The 26,009-nt window shown below is 43.9% G+C and carries 24 protein-coding genes and 1 riboswitch; of the genes, 5 read left to right on the top strand and 19 right to left on the bottom strand.

Annotated features, from left to right (window positions below):
* Nucleotides 1-243: 243 nt before the first annotated feature.
* The 4 genes from AC4E8A_RS04265 to AC4E8A_RS04250 form a co-directional block, all read right to left on the bottom strand.
* Nucleotides 244-1,176, bottom strand: a complete 933-nt coding sequence (locus AC4E8A_RS04265) for a manganese-dependent inorganic pyrophosphatase (protein ID WP_490198768.1) — start codon at nt 1,174-1,176, stop codon at nt 244-246.
* A 193-nt stretch (nt 1,177-1,369) separates the two neighbouring features.
* Entirely contained in the window at nt 1,370-1,600 is a 231-nt protein-coding gene (locus tag AC4E8A_RS04260) for an excisionase family DNA-binding protein (RefSeq protein ID WP_490197045.1), read from the bottom strand.
* 143 nt (nt 1,601-1,743) lie between these two features.
* On the bottom strand, nt 1,744-2,067 hold the full coding sequence (locus tag AC4E8A_RS04255; protein ID WP_490198767.1) for a CHY zinc finger protein: 324 nt from the start codon (nt 2,065-2,067) through the stop codon (nt 1,744-1,746).
* A gap of 10 nt (nt 2,068-2,077) precedes the next feature.
* Complete coding sequence (locus tag AC4E8A_RS04250; protein ID WP_490197044.1) at nt 2,078-2,416, bottom strand: Mpo1-like protein; 339 nt, start codon at nt 2,414-2,416, stop codon at nt 2,078-2,080.
* Between the two features lie 176 nt (nt 2,417-2,592).
* Between AC4E8A_RS04250 and AC4E8A_RS04245 the strand changes: the two genes are divergently transcribed.
* Nucleotides 2,593-2,802 carry a hypothetical protein gene (locus tag AC4E8A_RS04245; RefSeq protein WP_490197042.1) on the top strand — a complete coding sequence of 70 codons (210 nt, stop codon included), beginning with the start codon at nt 2,593-2,595 and terminating at the stop codon, nt 2,800-2,802.
* Nucleotides 2,803-2,938: 136 nt separating this feature from the next.
* Here the strand turns inward: AC4E8A_RS04245 and AC4E8A_RS04240 are convergent, their stop codons facing one another.
* Nucleotides 2,939-5,644 carry a tetratricopeptide repeat protein gene (locus AC4E8A_RS04240; protein WP_490197041.1) on the bottom strand — a complete coding sequence of 902 codons (2,706 nt, stop codon included), beginning with the start codon at nt 5,642-5,644 and terminating at the stop codon, nt 2,939-2,941.
* Nucleotides 5,645-6,008: 364 nt separating this feature from the next.
* On the opposite strand from AC4E8A_RS04240, the gene AC4E8A_RS04235 reads away from it, so the two are divergent.
* A complete protein-coding gene (locus AC4E8A_RS04235) occupies nt 6,009-6,311 on the top strand; it encodes a DUF5634 family protein (RefSeq protein ID WP_490197040.1) in 303 nt (100 codons plus the stop codon).
* A 55-nt stretch (nt 6,312-6,366) separates the two neighbouring features.
* Here the strand turns inward: AC4E8A_RS04235 and AC4E8A_RS04230 are convergent, their stop codons facing one another.
* Nucleotides 6,367-7,422: a mechanosensitive ion channel family protein gene (locus AC4E8A_RS04230; protein WP_490197039.1), complete on the bottom strand. Its 1,056-nt coding sequence runs from the start codon at nt 7,420-7,422 to the stop codon at nt 6,367-6,369.
* A 265-nt stretch (nt 7,423-7,687) separates the two neighbouring features.
* Between AC4E8A_RS04230 and AC4E8A_RS04225 the strand changes: the two genes are divergently transcribed.
* Nucleotides 7,688-10,744: an efflux RND transporter permease subunit gene (locus tag AC4E8A_RS04225; RefSeq protein WP_490197038.1), complete on the top strand. Its 3,057-nt coding sequence runs from the start codon at nt 7,688-7,690 to the stop codon at nt 10,742-10,744.
* Nucleotides 10,745-10,987: 243 nt separating this feature from the next.
* Here the strand turns inward: AC4E8A_RS04225 and AC4E8A_RS04220 are convergent, their stop codons facing one another.
* The 3 genes from AC4E8A_RS04220 to desA all read right to left on the bottom strand — a co-directional run bounded on the left by AC4E8A_RS04220 (nt 10,988) and on the right by desA (nt 14,140).
* Entirely contained in the window at nt 10,988-11,587 is a 600-nt protein-coding gene (locus tag AC4E8A_RS04220; protein ID WP_490197037.1) for a response regulator transcription factor, read from the bottom strand.
* A complete protein-coding gene (locus AC4E8A_RS04215) occupies nt 11,584-12,720 on the bottom strand; it encodes a sensor histidine kinase (protein WP_490197036.1) in 1,137 nt (378 codons plus the stop codon). Before AC4E8A_RS04215 ends, AC4E8A_RS04220 begins: the two co-directional genes overlap by 4 nt.
* A gap of 397 nt (nt 12,721-13,117) precedes the next feature.
* Nucleotides 13,118-14,140, bottom strand: coding sequence for a Delta(5) desaturase DesA (gene desA / locus AC4E8A_RS04210; protein ID WP_490197035.1), 1,023 nt, complete (start codon nt 14,138-14,140; stop codon nt 13,118-13,120).
* A 458-nt stretch (nt 14,141-14,598) separates the two neighbouring features.
* Between desA and AC4E8A_RS04205 the strand changes: the two genes are divergently transcribed.
* Complete coding sequence (locus AC4E8A_RS04205) at nt 14,599-16,017, top strand: NAD-dependent succinate-semialdehyde dehydrogenase (protein WP_490197034.1); 1,419 nt, start codon at nt 14,599-14,601, stop codon at nt 16,015-16,017.
* A 449-nt stretch (nt 16,018-16,466) separates the two neighbouring features.
* Here the strand turns inward: AC4E8A_RS04205 and AC4E8A_RS04200 are convergent, their stop codons facing one another.
* The 3 genes from AC4E8A_RS04200 to AC4E8A_RS04190 all read right to left on the bottom strand — a co-directional run bounded on the left by AC4E8A_RS04200 (nt 16,467) and on the right by AC4E8A_RS04190 (nt 19,194).
* Complete coding sequence (locus tag AC4E8A_RS04200) at nt 16,467-17,420, bottom strand: sensor domain-containing diguanylate cyclase (protein WP_490197033.1); 954 nt, start codon at nt 17,418-17,420, stop codon at nt 16,467-16,469.
* A 14-nt stretch (nt 17,421-17,434) separates the two neighbouring features.
* Complete coding sequence (locus AC4E8A_RS04195; RefSeq protein ID WP_490197031.1) at nt 17,435-18,196, bottom strand: EAL domain-containing protein; 762 nt, start codon at nt 18,194-18,196, stop codon at nt 17,435-17,437.
* Nucleotides 18,197-18,288: 92 nt separating this feature from the next.
* Nucleotides 18,289-18,373: riboswitch (cyclic di-GMP riboswitch) on the bottom strand.
* Between the two features lie 80 nt (nt 18,374-18,453).
* Nucleotides 18,454-19,194, bottom strand: a complete 741-nt coding sequence (locus tag AC4E8A_RS04190; RefSeq protein ID WP_490197029.1) for a DUF2161 domain-containing phosphodiesterase — start codon at nt 19,192-19,194, stop codon at nt 18,454-18,456.
* 367 nt (nt 19,195-19,561) lie between these two features.
* Here AC4E8A_RS04190 and AC4E8A_RS04185 point away from each other — a divergent pair, with 367 nt between their 5' ends.
* The gene (locus AC4E8A_RS04185) at nt 19,562-19,753 is read left to right on the top strand and encodes a hypothetical protein (protein WP_490197027.1); all 192 of its coding nucleotides are present in this window, start codon (nt 19,562-19,564) and stop codon (nt 19,751-19,753) included.
* Nucleotides 19,754-19,772: 19 nt separating this feature from the next.
* Here the strand turns inward: AC4E8A_RS04185 and AC4E8A_RS04180 are convergent, their stop codons facing one another.
* The 7 genes from AC4E8A_RS04180 to AC4E8A_RS04150 all read right to left on the bottom strand — a co-directional run bounded on the left by AC4E8A_RS04180 (nt 19,773) and on the right by AC4E8A_RS04150 (nt 25,980).
* Nucleotides 19,773-20,591: a hypothetical protein gene (locus AC4E8A_RS04180; protein ID WP_490197025.1), complete on the bottom strand. Its 819-nt coding sequence runs from the start codon at nt 20,589-20,591 to the stop codon at nt 19,773-19,775.
* Nucleotides 20,592-20,654: 63 nt separating this feature from the next.
* The gene (locus AC4E8A_RS04175) at nt 20,655-20,900 is read right to left on the bottom strand and encodes a hypothetical protein (RefSeq protein WP_490197023.1); all 246 of its coding nucleotides are present in this window, start codon (nt 20,898-20,900) and stop codon (nt 20,655-20,657) included.
* Between the two features lie 243 nt (nt 20,901-21,143).
* A complete protein-coding gene (locus AC4E8A_RS04170; RefSeq protein WP_490197022.1) occupies nt 21,144-21,872 on the bottom strand; it encodes a toast rack family protein in 729 nt (242 codons plus the stop codon).
* Between the two features lie 165 nt (nt 21,873-22,037).
* Nucleotides 22,038-23,123 carry a threonine aldolase family protein gene (locus AC4E8A_RS04165; protein ID WP_490197021.1) on the bottom strand — a complete coding sequence of 362 codons (1,086 nt, stop codon included), beginning with the start codon at nt 23,121-23,123 and terminating at the stop codon, nt 22,038-22,040.
* Between the two features lie 79 nt (nt 23,124-23,202).
* The gene (locus AC4E8A_RS04160) at nt 23,203-24,147 is read right to left on the bottom strand and encodes an alpha/beta hydrolase (RefSeq protein WP_490197019.1); all 945 of its coding nucleotides are present in this window, start codon (nt 24,145-24,147) and stop codon (nt 23,203-23,205) included.
* 164 nt (nt 24,148-24,311) lie between these two features.
* Nucleotides 24,312-25,358 (bottom strand): tRNA 2-selenouridine(34) synthase MnmH, encoded by a 1,047-nt coding sequence (gene mnmH, locus AC4E8A_RS04155; protein ID WP_490197017.1) that lies wholly within the window; start codon nt 25,356-25,358, stop codon nt 24,312-24,314.
* A 1-nt stretch (nt 25,359) separates the two neighbouring features.
* Nucleotides 25,360-25,980: an SAM-dependent methyltransferase gene (locus AC4E8A_RS04150; protein ID WP_490197015.1), complete on the bottom strand. Its 621-nt coding sequence runs from the start codon at nt 25,978-25,980 to the stop codon at nt 25,360-25,362.
* Between the last annotated feature and the right edge of the window lie 29 nt (nt 25,981-26,009).

Below are 26,009 nucleotides of genomic sequence, written 5' to 3'. Positions count from 1 at the left end.
AGCATAATGTCTACAGGCTTTTAGAACTAAATAAAAACCCTGACGATAACCAAATGGTTGAAGTCAGGGTTTTCTACAGTCCGAAACGAACTTTGAGGAGTAAAAGTTCGTTTTTTCGTTCAGTGAGGATGGAAGCTGAACAGGTACATCATTTTCTCTTTCTCCTTTTGATGCCCTTCCCTTCCTGCATATAGTTCCTGCCACATAAAAAGCCAGCAGCCTCAGGCTGCTGGCTTCTTCCAATTACATGTCCTTTAACGTTTCTGTCAATACAGGTACAACTTGTTTCTTACGTGAAACAACGCCTTTCAATACCGCTGTATTGTTATTCAGAGTAACATTGTAAGCTTTCTCGACAGCCTCGGTTTTGCTGCCCATTGCTAACGCAACTGAATCGCTGTTCAGGATATCCGTTGTCACAAACAGGAACAAATCCAGTCCTTTTTCAGACACTGTTTTGCTAATAGCTTCTTCCAATTCGCTTTGGCGCTGAAGGACTTCATCTGTATCAACGGCATTTACTTGTGCCACTTCAACTTTATAGCTTCCCATTTGGAATTCTTTTGCGTCCAGGGAAATCAGGTCGGCCGCTGTTTTGTCACCAAGGCTCGCTCCGGCTTTAAGCATCTCAAGACCATACTCATCGGCGTCCACTCCAGCAATTTTGGCAAGCTCGGCTGCTGCTTGGATGTCTTCATCTGTGCAAGTTGGAGATTTGAACAGCAGGGAATCAGAAATGATCGCAGACAGCATTAATCCCGCCATTTCCTTACTGATATTCAATCCTTTTTCTTTATAGATTTTGTTCAGAATGGTGGCTGTGCACCCTACCGGCTCTGCACGATAGTACAAAGGATCGCTTGTTTCAAAGTTTGCAATTCTATGATGGTCGATAACTTCAAGGACCTTCACTTCATCGATATCGACGGCACTTTGCTGGCGCTCATTGTGATCGACTAAGATTACTTCCTTTGCTTCCCCGGCAACCTTTTCAACCAGTCGCGGTGCATCCACTTTAAAGTGGTCAAGCGCATATTGTATCTCCCCGTTGACTTCTCCCAGGCGGACAGGCTCGGCATTCATGCCTAATTGGTTTTTCAGGTCAGCATAAACCAACGCAGAACAAATTGTATCTGTATCAGGATTCTTATGACCAAATATCAATACTTTTTCCATCATGACTCTCCTTTTGCACATGTTTTATGTAGTCTAAAATTCACTAATGAAATCATAACATACGACAGTATTTTATCATATTTGAATGGTATTTTCGCACTTTTTCTACTAGCGAGTATAAATCCGGGACGAGGACGGATGGTTCTTGAAGCTATGCTTTCCAGTGTTCCCAGCAGCCGCATCCCGCTTTGCTCTAGTCTTCATCTTTCACATCAGGATCTTCAGGAATCGGCTCATTCTGCCACTGCTCAAAAAGCTTACGGTAAGCTTCAATCTGCTCATGATAGTTCTGAAAGTTTTCCTTGTTGACCAGATATTGTTCACCGTCATGAATGGCCTTTATCTTTTTTTCTATAATCAAAGACTCAATATACATTTCGGGAAGTGAGAGATAGTCTGCAATTTCTTTTACAGTCAAATACATGAAAACACCTCTCCAATCATATTTTAAAAGCTCGGCTCATCGATTTATTTTAACATACCTCCCAGTCAAGGAAAGAAGAACATACTGGACCGGCAGACATTGTTGGAAAAATGAAAAAGACTGACGCTTTGATCCGCTTCAATCTAAATTTCAAAATATAGATCATAATGGAGTGCGCAGCCTGGATTGAACTTGGCATCGCATTCAGGGCAATTTGACTTACAATCCATATATTCAGCTATCGTCAGTTCATGTCCACAGGACCCGCAAAGGACAGCTTTTTCATTCCTCTCCTCTTTCCCCCATACCTCAGGAAGGTGGCCAGCTGTCTCCTGATGGCAGAAGTGACACGGGTAATAAGTATTGCAGCATCTGAATTTAATCGCTATAATGTCAATTTCTTTATGGTAGTGCCTGCATCTGGTCTCGAGATCCAGATCAACTCCCTGTACATCATGCCCTTTTATTGTGATCAAGTTACTTTGCACTTGTCATCAGCTCCGAATTCTTATCTAGTTCTTTTTGAAGCTGGCCAAACAATATCAAGCGATACATGCGGAAATCGGCTCGTAATGACCAGACAGGATGTCCAAAGGTTGCAGGTTTGTTGCCTTCAATGAAGAAGTGACTGATCCAGGCGAAGGCATAGGCTGTCACCGGTGCTAGTAAAAGCAGCCAGAAATTCTGCGTAAATGCAGTTAAAAGGACAAATACAAACACAAAGCTTGTCCCGGCAAAATGCCAAGCCCTCGTTGAAGATTTGCTGTGCTGGGACAAATAAAACGGCCAGAACTCTTCATAATTTTTAAATTCCATTTTCCTTCCCCTCCTCTGTAAGTGATCACTCTATATATTCGCTAAAGCCACTCCGTTTCCTCTTAATCGGAAACCGCCTTTTACACTTCCATCCACTTAACTTCATTATACCAAATTAAAAATAAAGAATATCTTATCTCTAAAATTCGAATCATAAGGAATAAGGAGATGACATCATGCCTAACGATAACCAAAATCAGCACTCACAGACCACTCCTCATTTTGACGGCAAAAATGAAACCATCGTCAATGACAATACAGGAACCCAGATGGGTGTCACGACAGACTCCAAACAAGACTTTTCCCGACAGGAAGATTCCTTTCCCGTCCAATTGAAGGCAGACAAAGAGATGAAAAAACTTGGCTCGCTGATAAAAGGGGATTAAATCCTTCTGGAGTGCCTATTTCAACGCCTGTTCTATATTTCTGTCCCATGCACCGGCTGCCGGTACCAGTTATCCCGGCCTTCACCACGGTGGCAAACTGAAAAAACATGACCTGCTAGTGGCCATGTTTTTTCGATTATGCATTTACGTCTGCAAACTCGGTTTGTTTGTTCGTTTTGTACATCAATTCGAGCTGGCGCTGCCTGGCGGTAAAAATGGTCAACGGATCCTTGACCAATTCAGGATTTGCTTTCAGTGTGCTCAATTCAAATTCGTTATCAGCAATCAGGTTCTTGGTTTCTTCAGATGTGTGTTCCAATTCAGCCAGGGGACCGCGGAAGAAGATACTCACATCCCTTTCAATGGACTGCTGGAACAGCTGGAATTGTCCCATGAACCTTTTCATCACTGCCTGGGCAGTATCTTCATACCCTTCACTTTCAATGAATCTCGTATACTGATTCAAAAGAAGCTGCTTGTTCTGGCCGATTGAACCAAATATCTTCCCGACACTTTTTAACAGAACCTGTGAAGGATTGCGGCGGAGCAGGATATTGACATCGTCTTTGAGGACCTTGCTCGTCATTCTGTCAGCATCCCGGCGCCAGTCATTCAACACCTTGAAATCACATTCCAGTTCAAGCCGGTCCTCCCGGTACATGGCATTGAAGCTGTCCCGCATTTCATCAAGGTATTGCTGGCCGTTATCCAGCTCGGCTCTTGAAAAAGCGATCCACTCATCCAGATTCTGCTGAAGTTTAGGCATTGCTTTTTCATTAAGATAGGCTTCAATCCGCCTGTTCATTTCATCATTCAATGAGAGATGAAGCGTACGGAAATCACTGTCCTCTTTTACAAAGTCAGCACATTCTCTTAAAAGATTCGGAACATCTTCGAGTATACTGCTATGAACTTCACCTGCTTTTTCTGTAAAGGCAGCCTTTATCGCTTCCGCTTTCTCGGCCTCAAGATCCTGAAGCTGCAAATAAGCACCATTCAGTTTCTTCTCCATGTCCTTATTCCACTGGATGGAGTCGATAAGATTATTCTCCCTGTCCACTCGTTGGCGCAGAAGATCTTTCAGAATATCTTTGACGAAAAATAATAGCTTCGCCGTCCGTTCAGTTTCTGAAGGAGATCTAAAGTGAGAACGGGCAATGGCCGATAGATCATCTTGTGAATACGCCTGAAAAACATTTGCGTCAGGGAAATATTTGCCTAACAGGGATTTTGTTTCGGCTACAGTTTTCTCTTGGACTTTCCCTTGTTTCACAGACAGCAGGACATTTATCTTAAGGTCCGGTGTCTTCTCCTTAACCTTTACAAGCCCTTTAAAGATACTCTCCGTCAGCCTCTGTTCACCATCGATGACATACAGAATGCTGTCTGCCATGTTTAATACATATTCCCCCGTCACATTGGAAGCCAGCATAAAGGCCAGGCCGTTTTCCTGCAAAAATGCAGATGGCTGTCCTTGCTGAAGCCACACTGTTCCCGGCTGGCGGAGAAGCATGGACTCCTCCTGGAACTCCTCTATGGCTTCAAGCGGTTCCATTCCTTTTTCTGAGATTCTTCTATACTCCACCGGGTCGTCATTTATAATAAGCACAGGAGTGGACGGCAGTTCAGTCAGAATATTGCCTCCTGCTGCACCATCAATCAAAGAGAAAATCTGCTCTTCAGATGAACCTGAAATCAACAAACGATGAACCTTTGTATTTCTTAACTCCTGTAAAATCCACTGATGTCTGCTGTCAATATTCACGTCATGATGTTTCGTCCATTCGATGATTTCATTTAAAAGGTTTAATGTCTTTTGGAACCCATTAGCTTTCGTGCCTGCTTTGCCGATCAGTTCCCTGGCCATCCTCGTTGCCCAGCCATCAATGCTCTTAGGGAAGATCTCATCCCAGGAAAGCAAGGCTGATGCTGAATGGACAGCATGATGTGCGTCTGTGATTTTAATCCAGGACATCAGCAGATTAGGCATAAGCGGTTTAAGTTCTTTTACAAAGCGGCTGCTGTTCATGAGCATCTCATAGGTCTCTTTATACAGCGGCGGCAGTTCCTGCCACCTTTCCTCCTTCTTCACCTCGATATCAAGGATCAACAGATCGGCCTTCTCAATCCATTCCTCATACATATCGCTTTCCTTGTAATTGTTCCAGAGAGAGACAACCGTCTGCTCAAATAAAATCTTATCAATGGTTGAAAGTGTAAAAAGACCTTCCATAAAGTAACCAGGCGTAATATCCCTTGTCACTCCAGCATTGATATATTCCTTTAAGGTTTCAAACCAATGGAGCTCTTCCGTTCTGATGGCTTCATTGACTGCCAGCTCCACTGCACTGTGCCAATCCTTGTTTTCCTCAAAGAAACGTTGGGCAATGGACGTCAGGTCAGGATAATCAGGATTCATTGAAATGGCATTCTTGATTACTGCATCTGCGTTACTTATGTCCCCTAGTTTCAAATAGAGTAAGAATAACTGCAGCGCAATCTCTGCTTTTAGTGAAGGACATTCCGTCTGGACCGATTTATAAACCTCTTCAGCAGTCGACAACTGATCCAGCGCGAAGAAAGCGTCCGCCGTATTCTTTTGCGCCCAGCCTGATAACTCATTATTGATATTTTCCCACTTAAAAATCGCTGCTTCATAATCTTTATGGTGAAAATATACTTCTCCTTGGGCAAACCGGATAAAGGACAAATCGTAGACGTCCTTTTGCTGCTCTGCCAGGTAAGCTTCACCCAGAATGGCAATAGGATGATTGTTGTTATCATTCTCGTTCATGAATGTTTTATAAAATGACTTTTGTATGTATTGTTCTTCTGTTTTCATGACAATCCTCCGCTGAGTATATTACTTTCAACCCTGTATATACTTCTCCAATATCTTTATTTTAACAAACTTCCATGAAGGAAAGATTGCAATTTTACAACAATTTTTCTATGTTCATGTAATATTCCCGGCTGTCCTCGTGCTTCCTCCTTCTATCCGGATCCTTTTACCTTTGTCCCCTCAATAAAACCTGTTTCTTTTTGCTCATTTAAAAAGACTGATTTCCCCCCTGATTATTGGTTTCGGAAAGAACCCTGGTTTTTAAAATGGAGAGGTTAGCATGACTTACCAACTTCGCCGATGATTATTTAATCCGAATCCATCCATATTAAGAACAAACAACTGAAGAAAGGAGGCAGATTTCATGGCGTTTTTATCCAGAGAACAATTAATAAACGAACTTCAGACCGCTTTTCCTTCCTTGATGGAAGAATACAACCTAGAAGACATCGGCATCTTTGAAGAAGAAGGACAAAAGGATGAATATTACCTTGGGTATACGGTCAGAAAAGATGGCAAAGCCTATATGCTCCATCTTCCTTATAAAAAAGATCATGATGGAGGTTTGGAGCCCTCCTCAAATCAATGGACGATTGAATCGGATGATCCGGACACGGTGGACACAACAGGGTATGATAGTATGGACTCGGCTTTGAGGGGAATTTAGCTTTAGTGGGAAGTTTTTATTGAGCCAGGCTAAGGTATACCCTGTTGAGCCTGGCTCAGCCCCACTCCTCTCCCCCTGCCCCGCCTAGAACCGGAGCCATTTCCACCCCACTTTCCATAAAAATCTCAGCGATGGCATGGCGCAGGTCACTTTCCACTTGCTCCTTTATTTGAAAGTTGGTGACAGGAATCACTACCAGGAATTCCATCGCCCGGTATTTGAAGTCAACTAACCGGATATCAGGCGGAGGGTTTTCCAGGATTCCTTCAGCTTCCTCCCTGACCACCTCAACAGCTTGCCTTAACAGTCCCTCGACATCCTTTGTATTCAGTCCATACTTCACCCTGATCGTTACTTCTGCACTCATGGCCACATCTGATCGATTCCGGATGATTTGCTCGATGAAATATTGATTTGGGACGATCAATGTTCCTTCTTTAGCTGTCCTGACAATGGTCGACCGCAACCGGATCTTTTCAACCCTGCCATTTTTCCCATTGATTTGAATGACCTCGCCTACCTCAATCGGCCTCTCGAACAGGATGATGACACCTGAAATGAAGTTACCAGCGATATTGCGCATCCCGAATCCAATTCCGATGCCAAGGACACCAAGTACAGCAGCGATTGCCGATAGGTCCAGACCTACAGTTGTCAAACTGATCACCAAAGCCAAAATCATGACTGAGTAATAAATGATTCTGTTAAAGGTATAGCCCATACCCGTGTCAATCTCGTAATAGTCATATGCCGGCTTCAATACATATTGTGTAATGATATTCACCAGCCTGTGCGCCAATGAAACAATCATGAAAGCAACGAGTATAAGAAAAATCGATACGTCTACTCCCCCTTGGGAGTATAACGTATACGTCAGCCATTCTTCCCCCCAGAAATATAAGAGGAAAAGCAGCAGAGCTCCATAGAAGCTGAGTAAATTCACTACAGTCCGGACCGTTGCAGTAAATTGTCTATTCAATCCGGGTCTTTTACTTTCTATGTAAACTGCCGCCCTTTTTAAAATAAGATTACCAATCAGAATTAATGCAAGAAATCCAATAAACCCCAAGAGATTAATCTCTGATATCTGGTTAAACAGCGTTTCCATCATTTGTCCACCTGACTTTTAGCAAAATTGTATTCCTGTTGTTTTATTACCCCATTCTTCCTCAGACAATCTTCCGGCAGCTGACACACGTCTACGGCTCAGGTCTTAGTCATTTTATGTCTGTGGCTTGATTTGTAAATTTATAGAAAAGGTTACACTGTTACAGGAAGGATTTTCCTGCTCGATAGAAAGTCTATACTACTGGTTCGGGGAATCGTTCTCAAGATATCGGGCTTTTAGAAAGTTTCAGACCAAAAGGAGAGGTTTTATGAGTTTGATCAGGTTCATTGTCCAGAAAAAAATTCTGGTGGGGTTAGTCTCTGTTCTTATTGTGCTTCTGGGGAGCTACGCAGTCATGGAGCTTGATAAGGAGTTGATGCCTCCAATGCAAATGGATGGGGCATATGTGGAAGTCCAGGCCGGTGAAATGGCAGCAGCAGAAGTCGAGCGCACCATCACCGCACCTTTAGAACAAAAATTGCAAGGGTTGGAAGGCGTCGAGGAAATTCAGTCAACAACCACTATTGGCAGTACTTCTTTTCAGTTATCCTTTACAAGAGGAAAAGGTGAAGAAGTTTATAAAGAGGTCGAGTCCGTTGTAAACTCATCCTCTGCAGAGCTGACCGGAGCCGGGGATATTGTTTCAGGCCAGTACGGAGGAAGCCAAAGTTACGAATTCTTCATGGATATTTCCGGCGGCGATATGGAAAGGATGACCGCTTTTGCTAAAGATATTCTGGAACCCCGCCTCGAGGAACTTTCTGAAGTCAGAGATGTCAAATTATCAGGAATGACTGAAGATGAAGTGATCATTGAGTTTAAACGCGATGAAGTGACCAAGCGCGGCTTGGATATCAACCAAATAGCCGGGGTTATAAGCGAAGCCGGCGGTGAAGCAACTCTCGGTGAATTGAGTGCGGATACTGACTCTCCTACCCTTCGCTGGAATAGCAAACTTGAATCTATTGAAGATGTAGAGACGATTCAAGTTCCAACCGCATCAGGGTACATTGATTTAAAGGAAATTGCGGACGTATCTTTACAGCCATCACAAAATTCTTCCTTTGTCTGGAAAGATGGAAATAAAGATTTGATTTTTGTAGAGGTCGGCCGGGTATCGGATGTAACCCAGATTGAAATGGCAGATGCCGTAAGGACGGAAATAGAAAAGATCCGGGATGATAACCTGGTTTTGGGTTTTGAGCTGAACGAAATGGTGGCACAGGCCGATTACGTACAGGACTCCATTGATGGTGTGACGAGCAATATCCTGATTGGGGCTGCCATTGCGTTTGCCATCCTGCTGATATTCCTTCGAAACATCAGGGCGACTTTGATCATCGGGGTATCCATTCCAACTTCTGTGCTATTGACCTTTACAGCCATGTGGCTGTTCGATTACAGCTTTAACATGCTGACACTGATCGGGCTCGGACTGGGAATCGGTATGATGGTCGACTCCTCCATCGTTATATTGGAGTCCATTTATAAGAAAAAAGAACAAGGGCTCCAAAGATTGGAAGCGGTCATCCAAGGGACGAAAGAAGTCGCTTCAGCCGTCATCTCTTCCATGCTGACTACCATTGTTGTATTTTTGCCGATCGGGCTTCTTGGAGGGGAAATGGGGCAGTTCATGATCATACTGTCTGCTGTTGTTGCCTTCACTCTTATCAGCTCAGTCCTTGTTTCATTCACCTTGATCCCTGCACTTTCCGAGAACTTTTTAAAAGCCGGAAAGAGGAAGAAAGAGAAGAAAAACGGCCCTATCATGACTGCCTACAGCGGGCTTGTTTCCTGGACAGTAAAGAAAAAACGCCACAGTTTTGCTGTCATCTCAATATTCTTCCTCATGTTTGTCAGTTCCCTGTTTCTTGTGACCAAAATTCCAATGACCATCATGCCGGATGTATTCAATCGATATTCGGAACTCATGGTAAACCTGGAAACCGGGATAAGTGCCGAGGATAAAGAAAAGCTGATTGCTGAAGCATCAAAAGAACTTTCCTCCATCAAGGATGTGGAGACCAGCTATATGATGGATAATGGCGGTACGCTGTATACCATCATTAATATGACCAAAGAAGATAAAATCACAAGAAAACAGAAAGATATCAATACAGAGATTTTCAAGAAACTTCGGGCACTGGAAGAAAAACATCCAGTTGAAAGTGTGCAGAGTGCAATGGCAGGCGGCGGAGGCTATCCTGTAAGAGTGAACATTAAAGGGGAAAGCTTCGATGAACTGAAAGCTGTATCAGATGACTTCATCAAAGAACTGAATGAAATTGACGGAATTGTCGGTGTGGCCAGTTCAATGGAACGCACCTCCCTCGAACAGGAAATTGTTCTTAAACAAGATGCAATCAAAAAAGCCGGCTTGAACGATTCCGTTATAAAACAATTTATCAGTCAGGCATTCATTGCTATGCCTGTCGGGGAAATGGCTGTTGACGGGGATAGCATTCCTTTGTCTGTTAAGTGGAATGACAAAATGGATACCGGCCGCGCCTTGTTGGAGACGAAGATATCGACATCACAAGGGGAGAAAAAATTAGCTGCCTTCATTGAATTGAAAGACATCAATACCCCAAATGAAATCAACCATGCGGATGGAAAAAGATATCTATCTGTTTCTGCTGATATAGAAGGGAAAGACTTGGGAGCAGTCAACAGGGACGTCCAGGAACTCATTTCTGACTTTGAAACTCCATCTGGTTACTCGTTGTCTGTGGCGGGAGACTTGGAACAGCAGCAGGAATTGATGAAGGAAATGCTGTTCATTCTGGGAATCGCTCTATTCCTTGTTTATCTCGTTATGGCTGTTCAATTCAATCATCTGGCACACCCAATCATCGTGATGTCCGTCATTCCGATGACATTTGCCGGTGTCACCCTGGGACTATTCCTTACTCAACGGGAACTAAGTGTCATGTCGGGCATGGGAGTTGTCATGCTGATCGGGATTGTCCTTAATAATGCGATTTTACTTATCGACAGAACGAAACAGCTCCGGAATGAAGGATATTCTGTTGAGGAGGCATTGATTGAAGCAGGCAAAAACCGCATCCGACCCATTTTCATGACAACGTTGACAACAATCGGGGGAATGCTTCCACTCGCGTTGGCATCCGGGACATCCGGCAACTACCAGGCTCCCATGGCAACTGCCATCATATCCGGACTGCTGTTCGCCACCTTCATTACGCTGGTGTTGATACCGGCTGTCTACCGCTTGTTTTCCAGAGGGAGCTTCAGTTTCGGCTTTAAAAAGAAACACAGAAAACGAACGGCTGAGGTATTAAAAGAATCCGAAGTTATTAGTTGATGCTGAATAAGCAAGCATCTTCAGTCTTTAGAGTATTAAAGAACGAGTTGGAAAGCTGACCTTGGCCATCTTGATGGAGTGGCTAAAGAAGAATCCCTGGTGTTAAAGTGATTTGTTCATTGTTTTGGTACCTATTCTACCTTATCCAACCAAAAACGCCCAGTCCGGTTATGGGAAAGGGCGTTTTCCTCTGTTCATCTGAGTGCGGTTACCGAACGACACATTTCGGGGCGTGCCTGGTACTTATTTAAACCAGCCCTTCTCCTTTGATTGGGTGATGGCTTCAATCCGGTTTTTCACTTGTAATTTGTCCAAAATTGCAGAGATATAGTTTCGAACGGTTCCAGTCTTAATTCTGAGTTCGTCAGCGATTTCTTTTGTATTTTTACCATCTGCCACGAGTTCGAGAACCTCGATTTCCCTGACTGTCAGCGGATTTCCTTCCCCATAAGCATCTTCTATAAGTTCAGGAGCATACACCCGTTTACCGGCCATCACCGTCCTGATGGAATTGGCCAGGTCTTCGCTCGGGCTGTCCTTTAACAGGTAGCCGTTCACGCCGGCCTTTATTGCTCTCTGGAAATAACCTGCACGGGCAAATGTTGTCAGGATAATGACTTTGCAGCCGGTACCCTTAAGCTCTTCTGCCGCATCCAGTCCGGACTTCCCCGGCATCTCGATATCCATGATACAGACGTCAGGCTGGTATTGCTGAACAAAGCGAAGCGCCTCATCGCCATTCGATGCTTTTCCTACCACTTCCATATCATCTTCCAAATCAAGTAATGAACCGAATGCTCCAAGCAGCATCTGCTGATCTTCAGCAATGACGATTTTGATCATATCATTTCCCCCTGTTCCGTCTGTTTGACATCATTTGGTACCGTAATGGTGAGTGTTGTTCCCCCGTCCTTCACAAGCTTCATATCCCCATTGATGAATTCCAGCCTTTCTCTCATCCCTCTAAGCCCATGGCCTTTCCGTTCGTCTTCTGCGGGGATGCGGAAGGTGCCATTATCTTCGATCACCATGATAATTTCCTTCCACGTTTGGTCAATCATTACTTTACATTCTGAAGCACCGCTATGTCTGACGATATTCGTGACGGCTTCCTTCAGGCACATGCTCAGAATGTTTTCTGTGAGCAGCGAAACATTTTTCAAATCCAATTCCTTTACACCCTTAAATTCAATTTCGGCTGCTTTTAATAGTTTGGATATAGTGATGAGCTCATCTTCGAGGCGGATACCGCGCATGGAGGAAACCATCTTGCGTACCTCATTGAGGGCTGTCCTTGCTGTTTGCTGGACATCCTTCAATTCCCCTTTGGCCCGCTCCGGATCCTTATTGATCAATTTGCCGGCCAGGTCACTTTTCAAGCCTATCAAAGACAGTTTTTGTCCAAGGGTATCATGAAGATCACGGGCAATCCGCTGCCTTTCCTCCAGTTTCCCCAGCTCTGAAATCCGCTTATTGGCATCCTCCAGTTTCTCCTCCAGCTGTCCTCGTTCCTTCCGATTATGAATATTGAAAGGAAGCAGGATCACACTGATCCAGATGATGATGACAAATGGAAACTGTTTGATAAATAGAGCCTCTTCCTGGACAATCGTGATATTGATTGAAATCGTTGTGGTAATCAGGTGGGCAAAGTATAAGATCAGGAATGTCCTGCGTTCCCTGATGTTCCCAATATAATGGGCAAGGAAAAACGCAAAGTACACATAGCTGAACAACGATGTCGAGGCAGTGGATATCCCTATCAAGATGAACGTCCACAAATAGACCCGCCAGCCCTTTGAAAAAAAGGCAAGCTGGTAAAAGACGAAAAACAGGATGGTTAAAATCGTGCCGCTGATCATGACGATCATGGAGGATGATTGAAAAATAAAATAAAACGGCAGAATATACAAAATGAACCATATATACGGGGAAATCCCGCTGTTACGCTGAAACTCCAGATATCTTTTAAACATAGTAGACCTCATTTTCCCTTTACAAATTTTCTACTTTCATCTTAGCCTGTTTGACAGTGTATTTCCAGAAGAGTTTTTCACTATCGCATTGCTTCCGTTATCGGCTGTCTTTTAATAAAGCTCTTTTCGTAAACTTTGTTGCTATTTGATACTAATTCCGAAAGATAGTGGAGTATGAACCGCCCCCCTGTTTAGCAAGAGAGAAAAGAGCTTTTCTCTTCGTTCAGAGCGACAACTCTGTATGCAGGGGAAAAATCCGGCTTTTGGGATTTTCCCGGAAGCAACAATATATGCGAAAACAGCCTTTAATAAACATCAGCGATTCCCGTAAACAGTGGTCAGCAAAACTCCCAGAATACACAACACGATCCAGCCGTCAAAGCTGGATCGCACTGTTTCAGTCTGTCACCGTAACGTTCTCTACATTTTTTAAAGACCTGATATCTTTAAAACGGACAAACTTTTTATTGGTTTCATCCCACAATTTGAACTTTAGGGAGCTGAGGCTCGTTGCTAGAGTAATGGTTGGAACATGCTGCAAGGATTCATTGCTTTTGTGCGCTTCTTCAAGCTTATAATTAGGAACCCTTGGAGCAAGATGGTGTACATGGTGAAAACCGATATTTCCAGTGAACCACTGCAGGAGTTTTGGAAGCTTATAGAAGGAGCTTCCTTCAACCGCCGCCAATACAAAATCCCACTCTTTGTTCTCCTCAAAGTAGGAATCTTCGAAAGTGTGCTGGACATAGAATAACCATATGCCCATAATACCGGCAATATAGAAAATCGTTCCATGAACAAGCAGGAATGCCTGCCAGCCCACAATGTAGCACAGGACTGCAACGATGGCTGCAATCGCTATATTCGTCACATACGTATTGAGCCGCTCTTTCTTCCTTGCTCCCTTGCGGTTAAAACGGTTGGTAATCAGAAAGATATAAATCGGGCCCAGCCCGAACATCACAAGAGGGTTACGGTAAAGACGATAGGAAACCTTCGTCCTGAAAGAAGCATTCTTATACTCCTCCACCGTCATCATCCAGATATCACCCGTACCGCGTTTATCCAAGTTTGAACTCGTTGCATGGTGAACAGAGTGATCGTGCTGCCATTGTTTAAATGGGAACAGAGTAATGATCCCGGTAATCGTACCGATGATCTGGTTGGCCTTCTTTTTCTTAAAAAAGGAATTGTGGCAGCAATCATGGAAAATAATGAATATCCGCGTCAGCAAACCTGCACCAACGATTCCTAGTGCCAGCGTCAGGAGATACGAAACAGAAAGACTAAAATAAGCAAAAACCCAAACAGCTATGAACAGAGTTAACGTCGTTACTAGTTGAAAGACACTCTTGGCTGTCTCCGAACCTTCGAATGGAGACACTTGTTTTCTTAATAAAGTCGTCTTTTGTTTAGTCATTTAAAATAGTTCCTTTCCTGTTTTGTCTGGTTATTAAAGTATAAAGAATAACAAAATATAATGGCAGACATACCTGTCATGACAAAAGTATGACATGTGTCATAGGGAGTAAAAAAACTGGATAGATCTGCATTTAAAGGATGATTCATCTTGATTCTCCTTTATGATGAACTAAAAATGCGGTCATTATTTCTGTTTTTTTTCAGTTTGTTTTTTGACTATTGGGAGGGGGCCAAATCTGTTTACAGCTGGTTCCATTTCTTTAAGGTTCTTCATCCGATTCCGGTGCCGGGGTCTAACTGCGCAGGTTTGTACTTTGCTTCAATTTTTTTCACAAAAAGCCTTTACCCGCAATTCTCAAGAATTAAAACATGGTTTTGCCGAAACATATTCCTGTCAACACTCATTTCTTCATTGATATAATAAGGGTAACGACGAGAATTTCAGGAGGGATGATCATGGAGAAATACCTGTTGAGAATCAATGGAACAGAAACCGGGAGCAGCCTGTCGTCCATCGAGGTCACCAATCCTGCTGATGGAAAGACTATTGCGACCGTTCCCAATGGCGGCAAAGCAGAAGCTAAAGCTGCCGTGGATGCTGCATATGATGCGTTTGCAGAATGGTCTCACTACTCTGCCTATGAAAGAAGTGAGCTACTGTTCAAATGGCACGAACTGATTGAAGAAAACAAAGAGGACCTTGCTAGAACAATGACTATGGAACAAGGAAAACCCCTGAAGGAAGCTGCCGGCGAAATGAATTATGCAAATGGCTTCATCTCCTGGTATGCCGAAGAAGGCAAACGCGTTTACGGGGAGACGATTCCGGCAACACAGCGAAACAAGCGCTTATTTGTGCAAAAACAGCCTGTAGGCGTTGTAGCTGTCATCACTCCGTGGAATTTCCCGGCAGCCATGATCACCAGGAAAGTTGCTCCTGCCCTCGCGACAGGATGTACAGTTGTCATAAAACCGGCTGAACAAACGCCGCTTACTGCATTAAAAATGGCTGAGCTTGCCGAGAAAGCCGGCATACCAAATGGTGTCGTCAATGTCGTGACCGGGGATGCAAAAGAAATCGGCGAAACCTGGCTTTCCGACAGCCGCGTCCGCAAATTAACCTTCACTGGCTCTACTGAAGTAGGAAAACTATTGATGAGAGGCGCTGCCGACACTGTCAAAAAAGTCTCGCTTGAGCTGGGGGGCCATGCCCCTGTCATCGTCATGGATGACTGCGACATCGATAAAGCCGTTGAAGGTGTCATTGCAGCTAAGTTCCGGAATGCAGGACAGACATGTGTCTGCTCAAATCGGATCTATGTCCATGAAGACATTGAGAGGAAATTCACTGAAAAACTGGTTGAAAAAGTGAAGCAGTTAAAAGTCGGCAATGGATTGGACGAAGGAGTCGATATCGGCCCCCTAATCGATGAAGCTGCTGTCCAAAAAGTCAAAAAACACGTAGAGGATGCACTGCAAGCCGGGGCATCCCTTGAATACGGGGGAGAGACAGGCGGAGGATTATACTTCGGGCCTGCCATACTATCCAATGTAAAAGATAATATGCTCTGCATGACGGAAGAAACCTTCGGCCCATTGGCACCGATTTCCACCTTCTCTTCTACAGAAGAAGTAATCACACGTGCCAACGATTCCATTTACGGATTGGCCGCTTATGTCTTCACTGAAAATATCACAAAAGGGATTACCATTTGTGAAGCTCTGCAGTATGGCATTATCGGATTGAATGACGGTCTTCCTTCCACACCCCAGGCGCCATTTGGCGGTTTCAAACAAAGCGGACTGGGCCGTGAAGGCGGGCATCATGGAATTGAAGAGTACCTTGAAGTGAAATATATTTCCCTTGGATTATAACTGCTGCATAGCACGCAGAAAAGATGCGCCAAACTCCATCCAATCATCGATAAAAAAAGAAAATAACAAAACCAGTCGAGGACGAAATCTTTTTAGATTTCGTCCTCGACTTTGATTAATATTTAAGAATTCTTCAGTGAACAAGATAACTCACTTAATTAGCACCAAATGAACAGGAGCACATTCGCTGGCTCTTTTCGTAAACCTTCTGGCTGTTTAACCTGAATTGCGAAATTCATTGTCCCCACTTCAACAGAAATAACTCGATAAGAAAGAAAGAGCTCCTCTTCCTTTGAGAATCCTTAGTATACAAGGGGCAAATCCAGCAATCTATACGATTTGGTCATATGGATGTAAAAACGTATTTTCCTGTGATTTCATTTTTGACTATTTCTCATTAATAAAGGTGAACGGCCTGCGAAATATAGCGTTTTCTTATTTTCCGCTATTCAGGAACATCCATTCACCATCTTTTTCCTGCCTCTTTTTTCTTTATACATATTTTTATCCGCTGATGTGTACAGCTCATTCATTTTACCGATCGAGGACAGGCTGGAAGCAAAACCTATCGAGAGCATGATGTTAATTTTTTTACTAGAGCGATTGTAACTCGCAATCTTTTGAAGGATGTTGTTTTTCATTTCTTCCGGTGGATATCTCCCTGGATCCTTAATCAAGATGGCAAACTCATCACCGCCGATCCTGGATACAAGAATTTCTTCATTTTGCAATGCCTTGAGAATCTTGCTGGTTTCTTTTATCAGTTCATCGCCTGTTCTATGGCCATGCGTATCGTTATAATATTTCAGCTCATCCAGATCACAGAGCAGGAGAGCCACAGGCTGTTCCTTTGACTCATCGAGTATCCCGGATTCGTTTTCAAAGAAAAGCCTGTTATATAATCCTGACAACCCATCATGATGAGCTTTGTAAACCAGTTCTTCCTGAAGCTGCATCTTCTCATCAATATTCCTGATGACTCCTTGAATAGCCGTGATCTCGCCATTTTTATAGATTGGCGTCGCAAATTCTTCGAAGTATTTATAATTTCCTTCTGTATCTTTCCATCTTTGGACGATCGGCTGATTATAATCCCATTCTCCAGAAAGTTTTTTCTCTAGTATACCCCTGTCTTCCGGATGAAGAATTTCCATGCAAGTCTCTGCATTTGCCATGCTGCGCACCTGAATTCCAGTTCCTAATAAGCTGTCTATGGACGGGCTCAGGTATTTGAATTTAAGTGCAGGCTTTATTTCACAATAGTAGATGATATCCTGAGACCTTTCAACAAGCTGAAATATCCTTTTTTCATTTACTCTTGCTTCTGAATTCTTAATATAATCAAAGGCTTTGAAGAGCGCAATCCCAACGGCAATGCCCCCAGTTAACATCCATACCCCCATGGCGAACCTCCTTATTACAAGTTATAAGAAGAAATGATTTCTTTCAGATGCCTGCCGCAGTTTTCCAATTTTTCAGGTCTGCCAAGATAATAGCCCTGGCCAAATTGTATTCCGATATTCTTGGCAGCAGCCAGGTCCTCTTTTGTTTCAATGCCTTCCAATATGAAACTGGTATCTTCCTTTGCAAAGTCAACGATTGCTCTAAGCAGCCTCTGCTTTTTCGGGTTGGTTGACAGGTCCTTTGAAAAGTAACGGTCAAACTTAATGATTTGCGGCTCCAGCTCCAGAACCATTTTCAATGAGGAGTTCCCTTTTCCCAAATCATCCATTGCAATCAGAAATCCCCGTGATTTCAAGTCATGAAGGATGTTCCTGAATTTATTAAAGTCATCATTCTGCTCTGCTTCATTGATCTCCAAGACTACTTTTTCCGGAGGCAGCTCAACTTCCTCCAGGAGCTTATGTAAAAATTGAACAAAAAAAGGATGCTTGATGGTTGAGGGGTACAAGTTGACTGAAAGGTAAGGAAAACTCATATTTTTCCGGGAGAAGTACTCATTAAAGACATTGATCGACCGCTTAATGGCTGCTGTATCCAATTCATACAGAATCCCGGATCTCTTGGCATGGCAAAACACCAGTTCAGGATTGGAATCGAAATCACAACGGAACAAGCTCTCATAGCCAATCAGACTGCTGCTGTTAATCTCATAAACTGGCTGAAAGACATTCCAGAACTTACCTTCAGTGATAATATCAGATAGTGTTAGATTCATAATAAGCTCCTGTTCTCTGAGGTTGAAGTAAAATAGCCGGAATGACAAAAAGACCATTCCTCCCCGGAATAGTCTTTTAGACTCGTAGAAAATCCGGCAGCTGGCTGGCATAGTCTTTGGACTTTAGCCCCTGTAGCTTTGCGTCCCCGCCTTTCGATGGGTTTGCCTTTATCAAATTAAATTTGAAATTATTTACACTTTCATTATATAGGTACTTTTACCCTGATGCAATATTCATGACTGATGCGGTCACAAAATTATTTCGGCAAAGATCTCTGGATTTTGTCGAACTCTTCCATATAGTAATCGGTAAGTTCAGGATATTCCTGTAATCCCTGCCTGCCTTTTTCACTAATCTGATAGATGCCGCGTTCTATCCGCTCAAACCACTTATAATAGTTTTTACTAAGAATGGATTGAGTCTTTTGACCTGTTCCCATCTTCACCAGATCCTTCGGGGCAAGTGGTCCTGACTGCTCCAGATAACAGGCAATCTGAATACAGCTTTCTTTATATGCAGTCATGATCTTGGTCTTGCTGCTGCCCCCGACATTATAGTCGGCACTTCTGCCTTCGATTTCGGCCAAGAGCCGGGTTCTCCTGCGGCTGCTTCCCTGTTTGCTCTTCTTTAGGTCGAACGGTTCCGGATGCTGGATAAACTGTGGCTTCGGTACTTTATTCTCAACTGATACAGTGATCAAGCCAAGCTCCAGCCTTCGGACCAGATGCCGGATATCCTTCCAGCGCCTCGACCTCATATTCTTGGGGCGTGGGATGGCTATGTACACAAACTCCGTGAGCCGCTGCCGTTTAGTGGCCTGGATCAGCAGGTCAACCGTCAGATTGAGTTTCAGCTCCACAATGATTAAGTCTTCCCCCTTAACCGCAGTCAGATCACAATCATTCACTTCCCCATTCACCTTGTAGCCCTCTTTTGTGAAGTGTTTCTGGATAGGTTTATAAAGATCAGCTTCTAGAATTTTTTTCTTCTCCTTCATTGTAAAAAACCTTCCTGCAATATTAATCAACTGTTAAATTACTATGCTCTTTCCTGAACTTTGTTGCGATTTAATATGAATGGCAAAATATATCGCCTAAACTCACTAGAAATAGCTTAAAAAACAAGAAAGAAAAGAGCTGTTTTTTATTCAGATAGCAACAACCCCGTATCCCAGGGAAAAGTTCGTCCCTTGGGGTATTTCCAGCAGCTACAATCAATTCAAAAATATCGTATTAATAAGAGTACCCCCATTATACCGTACTTCCTGAAGCACCGTAATGAATATCCATTTTTGCTCCAAGCTGAATAGTTTCTCCGCACAGAAGGATAATACACATCAAATGATACAAACTGGAGGACTTCCAATGGTAAACAGAAATGTAATGAACAGATTGTTGAAAAGCACAATTTTATCTGCTTTATTCAGTTTCATCTTGATTTCAATGACGGTTTTTCATCATTTTCAAATCCAAAAGCTGCTAAAGGAGATTCTTGAGAAGGTTGAGGGTGGGGGAGTGAGCAGGTTGAAGCGGAATGGAACAGAGGGCATCGGTTAAGGTAAGGGATTGGGTGCTGTTACTGGACCTTTTCGTAAACTGCGGTTTTTGGCGGGATTGTGGTCAATCGTATGAATGTTTTCCGCGACAATACCTTTGGGGCCATGGGTTGGGTCTCGGTTTTGGGCTTTTCGCGACAGCTTCTCTGGGATTCCAGTCCATCCTGTCGCGATTCACGGCTTTTCGCGACAGCTTCTCTGGGGATCCAGTCCATTCTGTCTCGATTCCAGGCTTTTCGCGACAGCTTCTCTGGGGATCCAGTCCATTCTGTCGCGATTCCAGGCTTTTCGCGACAGCTTCTCTGGGGATTCAGTCCATTCTGTCGCGATTCCAGGCTTTTCGCGACAGCTTTTCTGGGGATCCAGTCCATTCTGTCGCGATTCCGCCCATTTCGCGACAGCTTCTTTGCGTTTCCATTCAATTTTGTCTCGATTCCGGGCTTTTCGCGACAGCTTCTCTGGGGATCCAGTCCATTCTGTCTCGATTCCAGGCTTTTCGCGACAGCTTTTCTGGGGATCCAGTCCATTCTGTCTCGATTCCGGGCTTTTCGCGACAGCTTCTCTGGGATTCCAGTCCATCCTGTCTCGATTCCAGGATTTTCGCGACAGATTCTCTGGGATTCCAGTACATCCTGTCTCGATTCACGGCTTTTCGCGACAGCTTCTCTGGGATTCCAGTCCATTCTGTCTCGATTCCGGGCTTTTCGCGACAGCTTCTCTGGGGATTCAGTCCATTCTGTCGCGATTCCGGGCTTTTCGCGACAGCTTCTCTGCGTTTCCAGTCCATTCTGTCGCGATTCCGGGCTTTTCGTGACAGATTCTCTAGGGATCCAGTCCATTCTGTCTCGATTCCAGGATTTTCGCGACAGATTCTCTGGGATTCCAGTCCATCCTGTCTCGATTCACGGCTTTTCGCGACAGCTTTTCTGGGATTCCAGTCCATTCTGTCTCGATTCCGGGCTTTTCGCGACAGCTTCTTTGCAAACCCATTCAATTCTGTCGCGATTCCGCCCTTTTCGCGACAGCTTCTCTAGGATTCCAGTCCATTCTGTCTCGATTCCAGGCTTTTCGCGACAGCTTTTCTGGGGACTCAGTCCATCCTGTCGCGATTCCGGGCTTTTCGCGACAGCTTCTCTGGCAATTTTCATTCGCTGGTTCGTGATTCAATGCTTTTCGAGATAGTAACCCTGTAAAAGCCTTAAGTTGCAGCGGAATCTTTAATCAGATTGCTATTGCACAAAATTTTCATAGGTTGCTCCCCTGACCTTGCCACCGGCCGATCCCTGCAGGTTGTGCTTTAATTTTTCCCGGCAGCAGCAACTTGCTGTCATTCATCCGAACAAATAAAAAAAGCATCCAGTCCAACCTGAACTGAATGCACATGCCCCCATTTATTCTAATTCAAAGTTCACTTCACCCACACCAGTTTCAACTTTCAGGGTGATCAAGACATCAGCTGTCTCGAAGGCTTCATTCACATAGGTGTGATCTCCATGGGAAGTAAATCCAGCAAAATTTGCTTTCCCGATTCCTTCTTCGGAGGTGATTTGTACACCAACAGATTTCGGGAGGATGACCGTGGTTTCACCGACACCGGTGTTAATGTCGACATCGAAACTTTCCTTCCAGTCTCCGCTGAGATCGACTTCGACTTCACCGACACCTGCATCCACTTTTAAATCTGTTAATTGCAGGCCGCGCAGGTCAAGATTGGTATCTGAAGCCCCTGCGTCTACACGAAGGTCGATTGGAACATCATTGGTTAGCTGAAGGTTCCAATCATTTTTAGTACTGCCAAGTTTTAACCCCGTATTTTTCTTCTGTTTGACCACAATATCTCCCCTGTCATCATGCAGGTCATATTTTACCACGGGCTCCAATCTTTCATTGTTATAGATAATATCTCCTGTCATCCATTCAGCGGCACCGCCGGAAACATTCATCTCCCCTGCTCCAAGCCGAAGGTCGACCTCCAACTCTTTCGCCGAATCCTTTTCCACTTCCACCTCATATTCAGTCCCTTTTTCCTTGCCGAACGTCACAGATTCAAATGGACTGCACCCTGTTGACATCACCAATATTGTACATAATAAGGCACCGGTCATTAATCGTTTCTTCATTTGGTTTCCTCCCAACCACTTTGTTTATATTTTCATTATAAACAAATAAGTAAATTGGCAAAACGAACCAGGGGTTTAACTTTTACTAAGACCTGAGGTGTAGTGATGCATGTCGTCAATAATGGAAAAAGAGCGGCTCTAGAAACTGCCGCTTTCATTCTATAATTACTTCAGTTTTTCATTCAGCAGGTGAAAGGCTTCTTCCAGCTTTTCCTTTGGGACCGTCTCGTAGAGGTCGCCGATACTCACTTCATAATAACAGGAGGAGTCTCCGTTCTCACGCAGATATCCGCTTAAACCGACACCTGTTTTTTCATAGACATCAACAAGGATCGGCTCAAGGGCTTCCTTCGACACCTGAAAATGGACATGGAACATGTTGGATACCGGCACTTCTGGAAGTGTAGAGATTTTTTCACAGTTATTATAAAACTGAGCGAACTCTTGGGCATTTTGATAATACTGCTCCATTTTTCCAGCTCTCTGATCCAGGTAGTAATCTGCACTGATGATATACGGATAAAGGCTTATCAAATCACCGCCATGCCTTCTCTTCCAAACTTTCGATTTCTTTGTGAAATCTTTGCTGCCTGCCAGGACGGCTCCCGCAATTCCGCCGATTCCTTTGTAAAGGGAGATGTATACACTGTCAAAAAGAGCACAGATTTCCGCTGCTGTCTTTTTGTAATAAGGAAGGACCTCGAGCAACCTGGCTCCATCTAGATGAAGGAAGATTTTGTTTTCACGGCAGTAATCTGATATGGATTTCAGTGTTTCGAAATCCGGAAGCTGGCCGCCGATTTCACGCTGAGGCAATTCCAGCAGGATTACTGCCGCTTCCTCTGTCATATTCTGCACATCCTCCAGGGTGATCACTCTGTCCTTATCCGCGAGTAAAATGGTTTCGATACCATGAAGTTCCTTAATTCCGTCTTCTTCATGAATCTCCAGGTGACTTAATGGATGGTACGCTGCCTTTTTCACCCCTTTTTCATCACACCAGATCCTCAAGGCAATCTGCTGGGCCATCGTTCCGCTTGGGAAGAATACCGATGATTCCTTGCCCAGTACCTTCGCCATTTTCAATTGAAAATCGTCAATCACTTTTCCGGTTCCGTAAATATCGCTTTCGACCTCAGAAGCCACATGCTCGAAAGCTTCTTTCAATACTCCGGCATTCCGGTCCCCATGGCCGTTTGTTTTTAAAGGGGTTTCTTTAAAAGTATGGAACAACGTCATTTTCTCACTCATTATGTACATCTCCTTTTATTGGTGACAGTCACGCCCCGAGATATGTCGAACACATTCGACATAATCCGGGGTGTGACTGTCACTCTTTCAAAAATGCCTTCAAGCGGTTTTGGTATTCTTCCTCTGCCACTGTATATGCTTCTGTATGGCCAGCTCCAGGGACGATCCAGAGTTCCTTTTCGCTGGAAGCAGCGTTATATAAGACATCCGCCATTTCAGTCGGCACCAGTTCGTCTTGGTCTCCATGGATGATGAAGAGCGGCCTTGTATTCTTTTTGACCTGTTCAACTGCGGAGGCTTCGGCGAATGTGTAGCCAGCTCTTACCTTTGTCACGGCACTTGTGATGTCCATCAACGGAAATGCCGGCAAATGATAAAGGTACTTCAATTGATGGGCGAGCTCCTCTTCGACCGTTGTATATCCGCTGTCAGCGATGATTCCTCTCACCTCGGAAGGCAGTTCTTCGCCGCTGGTCATCAGAACCGTTGCGGCTCCCATCGAAAATCCATGCAAATATATTTCCTTTTCTCCATATTCATTGATCAATAGATTGACCCATTCATTGTAATCCTTGCGATCATCCCATCCATATCCAATATAGCTTCCTTCACTTTTTCCATGCCCTCTCGCATCCGGCTTAAGGACATCATACCCCAGTTCATGATAAAACTGGGTAATGCCGGGCATCTGTTTGTTACTTCCTTTGTATCCATGCGCCAAAACGACAGCCTTCCCGGAAGGTTCCTCACTTTTCAATAGCACTGCACTCAGCTTCAGACCGTCCTTTGACTTCACTTCTACGTTTTCAAACGTCTGTTCTTCTGTCCACTTCAGGACTTCCTCTAATTTCCGCTGCTGTTCTTCTGCATCCATCATGGCGCTTGCCGATTCTGATCCTCCATATAGATCCACGGAATCATGGCTTCGATTGATGGCGACATTGTAAAAATAATTGCCTGCTCCTACAAACAAGACCACCAGGACAGCAATGACGATACCGACCCATTTTAAAAAACGTTTCATCTTCTAGCCCCTTTTTCGAAAAAAAATCATCTACTAAACTACTATACCTGCTTGCTGCAAGTAATGACAGTCTATTCAAAAAACTTTAAATCTAAAAACAAGAAGTACCTTAAGATAAACACAGGCACTTCTTGATTCTTGTTGATTCAGCCTCAGCTATAATCTCAGTGATGAACCCGTCTGCTTTTTTGAGGAAGGATATCCAGAATGGCTGTTACAGCCTCTTCGATATCGTTGACTTCAAGAAAGATCTTTTGGTCCTCCGGATACTGGTTTGCTGAATGCTTGTACTTAGGGTCGTAATAGTATTCCAAAAGCAGAGGGAGAGCGTTTTTATAATCATGTTCTTCTATATAGTCCTGGATTTCCCTGGCAATAGGGGTATGGATGTGTTTTTTTATCCTTTCAAAGGCAGCTGTGAACTCCTCATGGTGTTCTTGTAATCTGTACTCTTCAAGGATATGCTTCACCCTTTGGTCCATCGGCATCTTTAGAATGATATGGGTGCCCTCCTCCTTTTTCTTAAGGAGGTATTCAGGGACCATGACCTTGCCGATACGCTTGCTTTCTGCTTCATACACCACAACTGGTGAATCCTGCAAGGAAAGGGTTTCCTCGACAAGAAGGGAATCAAACTTTTTTTGGTTGTTCGGGCTTGTACCGATATGCCCGAAAACCGAACCTCTGTGACCGGCCATTCCTTCTAAATCAAGCACCGGAAGCCCTTGTTCTTTTAAACGGTGGAGGATTGTCGTTTTGCCTGTCCCTGTGCCGCCATTTAAAATAAAGGTGTTCCCGTCCAGGTTTAGATTCTCCAATCTATCCAGGACCCATTGACGATACGTCCGGACTCCGCCATGAAGCCTTGTGACCTTATTCCCCATCAAATCAAGCATGGTGGCAGCTGACTTGCTCCTCATACCGCCCCGCCAGCAGAAAACAACCTTCTCGCCTTTGGTCTGCTGAAAGGTTTTCATAAAGGACGGAAGTTTGGCAGCGAAGATCTCCAGTCCGCGGTCTTTGGCAATTTCCGGATTCACCTGCTTATAGAGTGTACCGACCTCTGCTCTTTCTTCATCATTAAAAACCGGTATATTGATGCTGCCGGGTATTGTCATTTCCTCGAATTCCGAGGGAGACCGGACATCGACCAATGTGTATTTGTTTCTATCCAATTGCAATAGTTCATCTATGCTTATATCTTTAAACAAGTTAATCTACCTCTCTATTGGGAGCATGTTCCTCCAAGCTGTATATTAGAACCTTTTCGTAGGCATTTCCGGGCAGGAGGATTTCTTTTTTCAATTGGAAAGCTGTCTGGTTTTCCAGAAAAAAGATATAATCTTCAGGAGCGTAGTACAAAATCAGCTGGATATCGCGGCTTTCTTCATCAGAAGAACGTAAAATGTTGTTTATGACCTTCATAAAGATTTGAACCGAAAACGGATTAAAAAAATAGAAAACATTATCCTGCGGATGAACCGGATAATCCTGGGCAAGGCAGTTCTCGAATTGAACCTGGTTACTGCTGAACTTAAACTTTTCAAGATATCTAAGCCTGTTTTCAAGGGCTTCCTGAAAGTAAAACTCGTTCATTTCCACCCCAATCACGGTTGGGCGGAAGCGGTAATGAATAAAAAAATTCATCCTCCCGGTCCCGCAGCCGAAATCAACCATTCGGTCTGTATGGTCAAATTGAACAAAATCCACTAGTCTATCCAATACATGATAAGGAGTTGGCTCGTACCTATTATAGTGCTGTGACTCATAGGATGCTTTCTGCACCGTTTCTGTCCTGATATTGAGCAACTTGTCATTCACCATGGCCTTCACACCTCTCCTTATACGTTCTATTATATCAT

It is taken from the genome of Bacillus sp. SRL337, assembly GCF_984799155.1.
The sequence above is the reverse complement of the archived record's forward strand: the minus strand, read 5'-3'. Positions and strand labels throughout refer to the sequence as shown.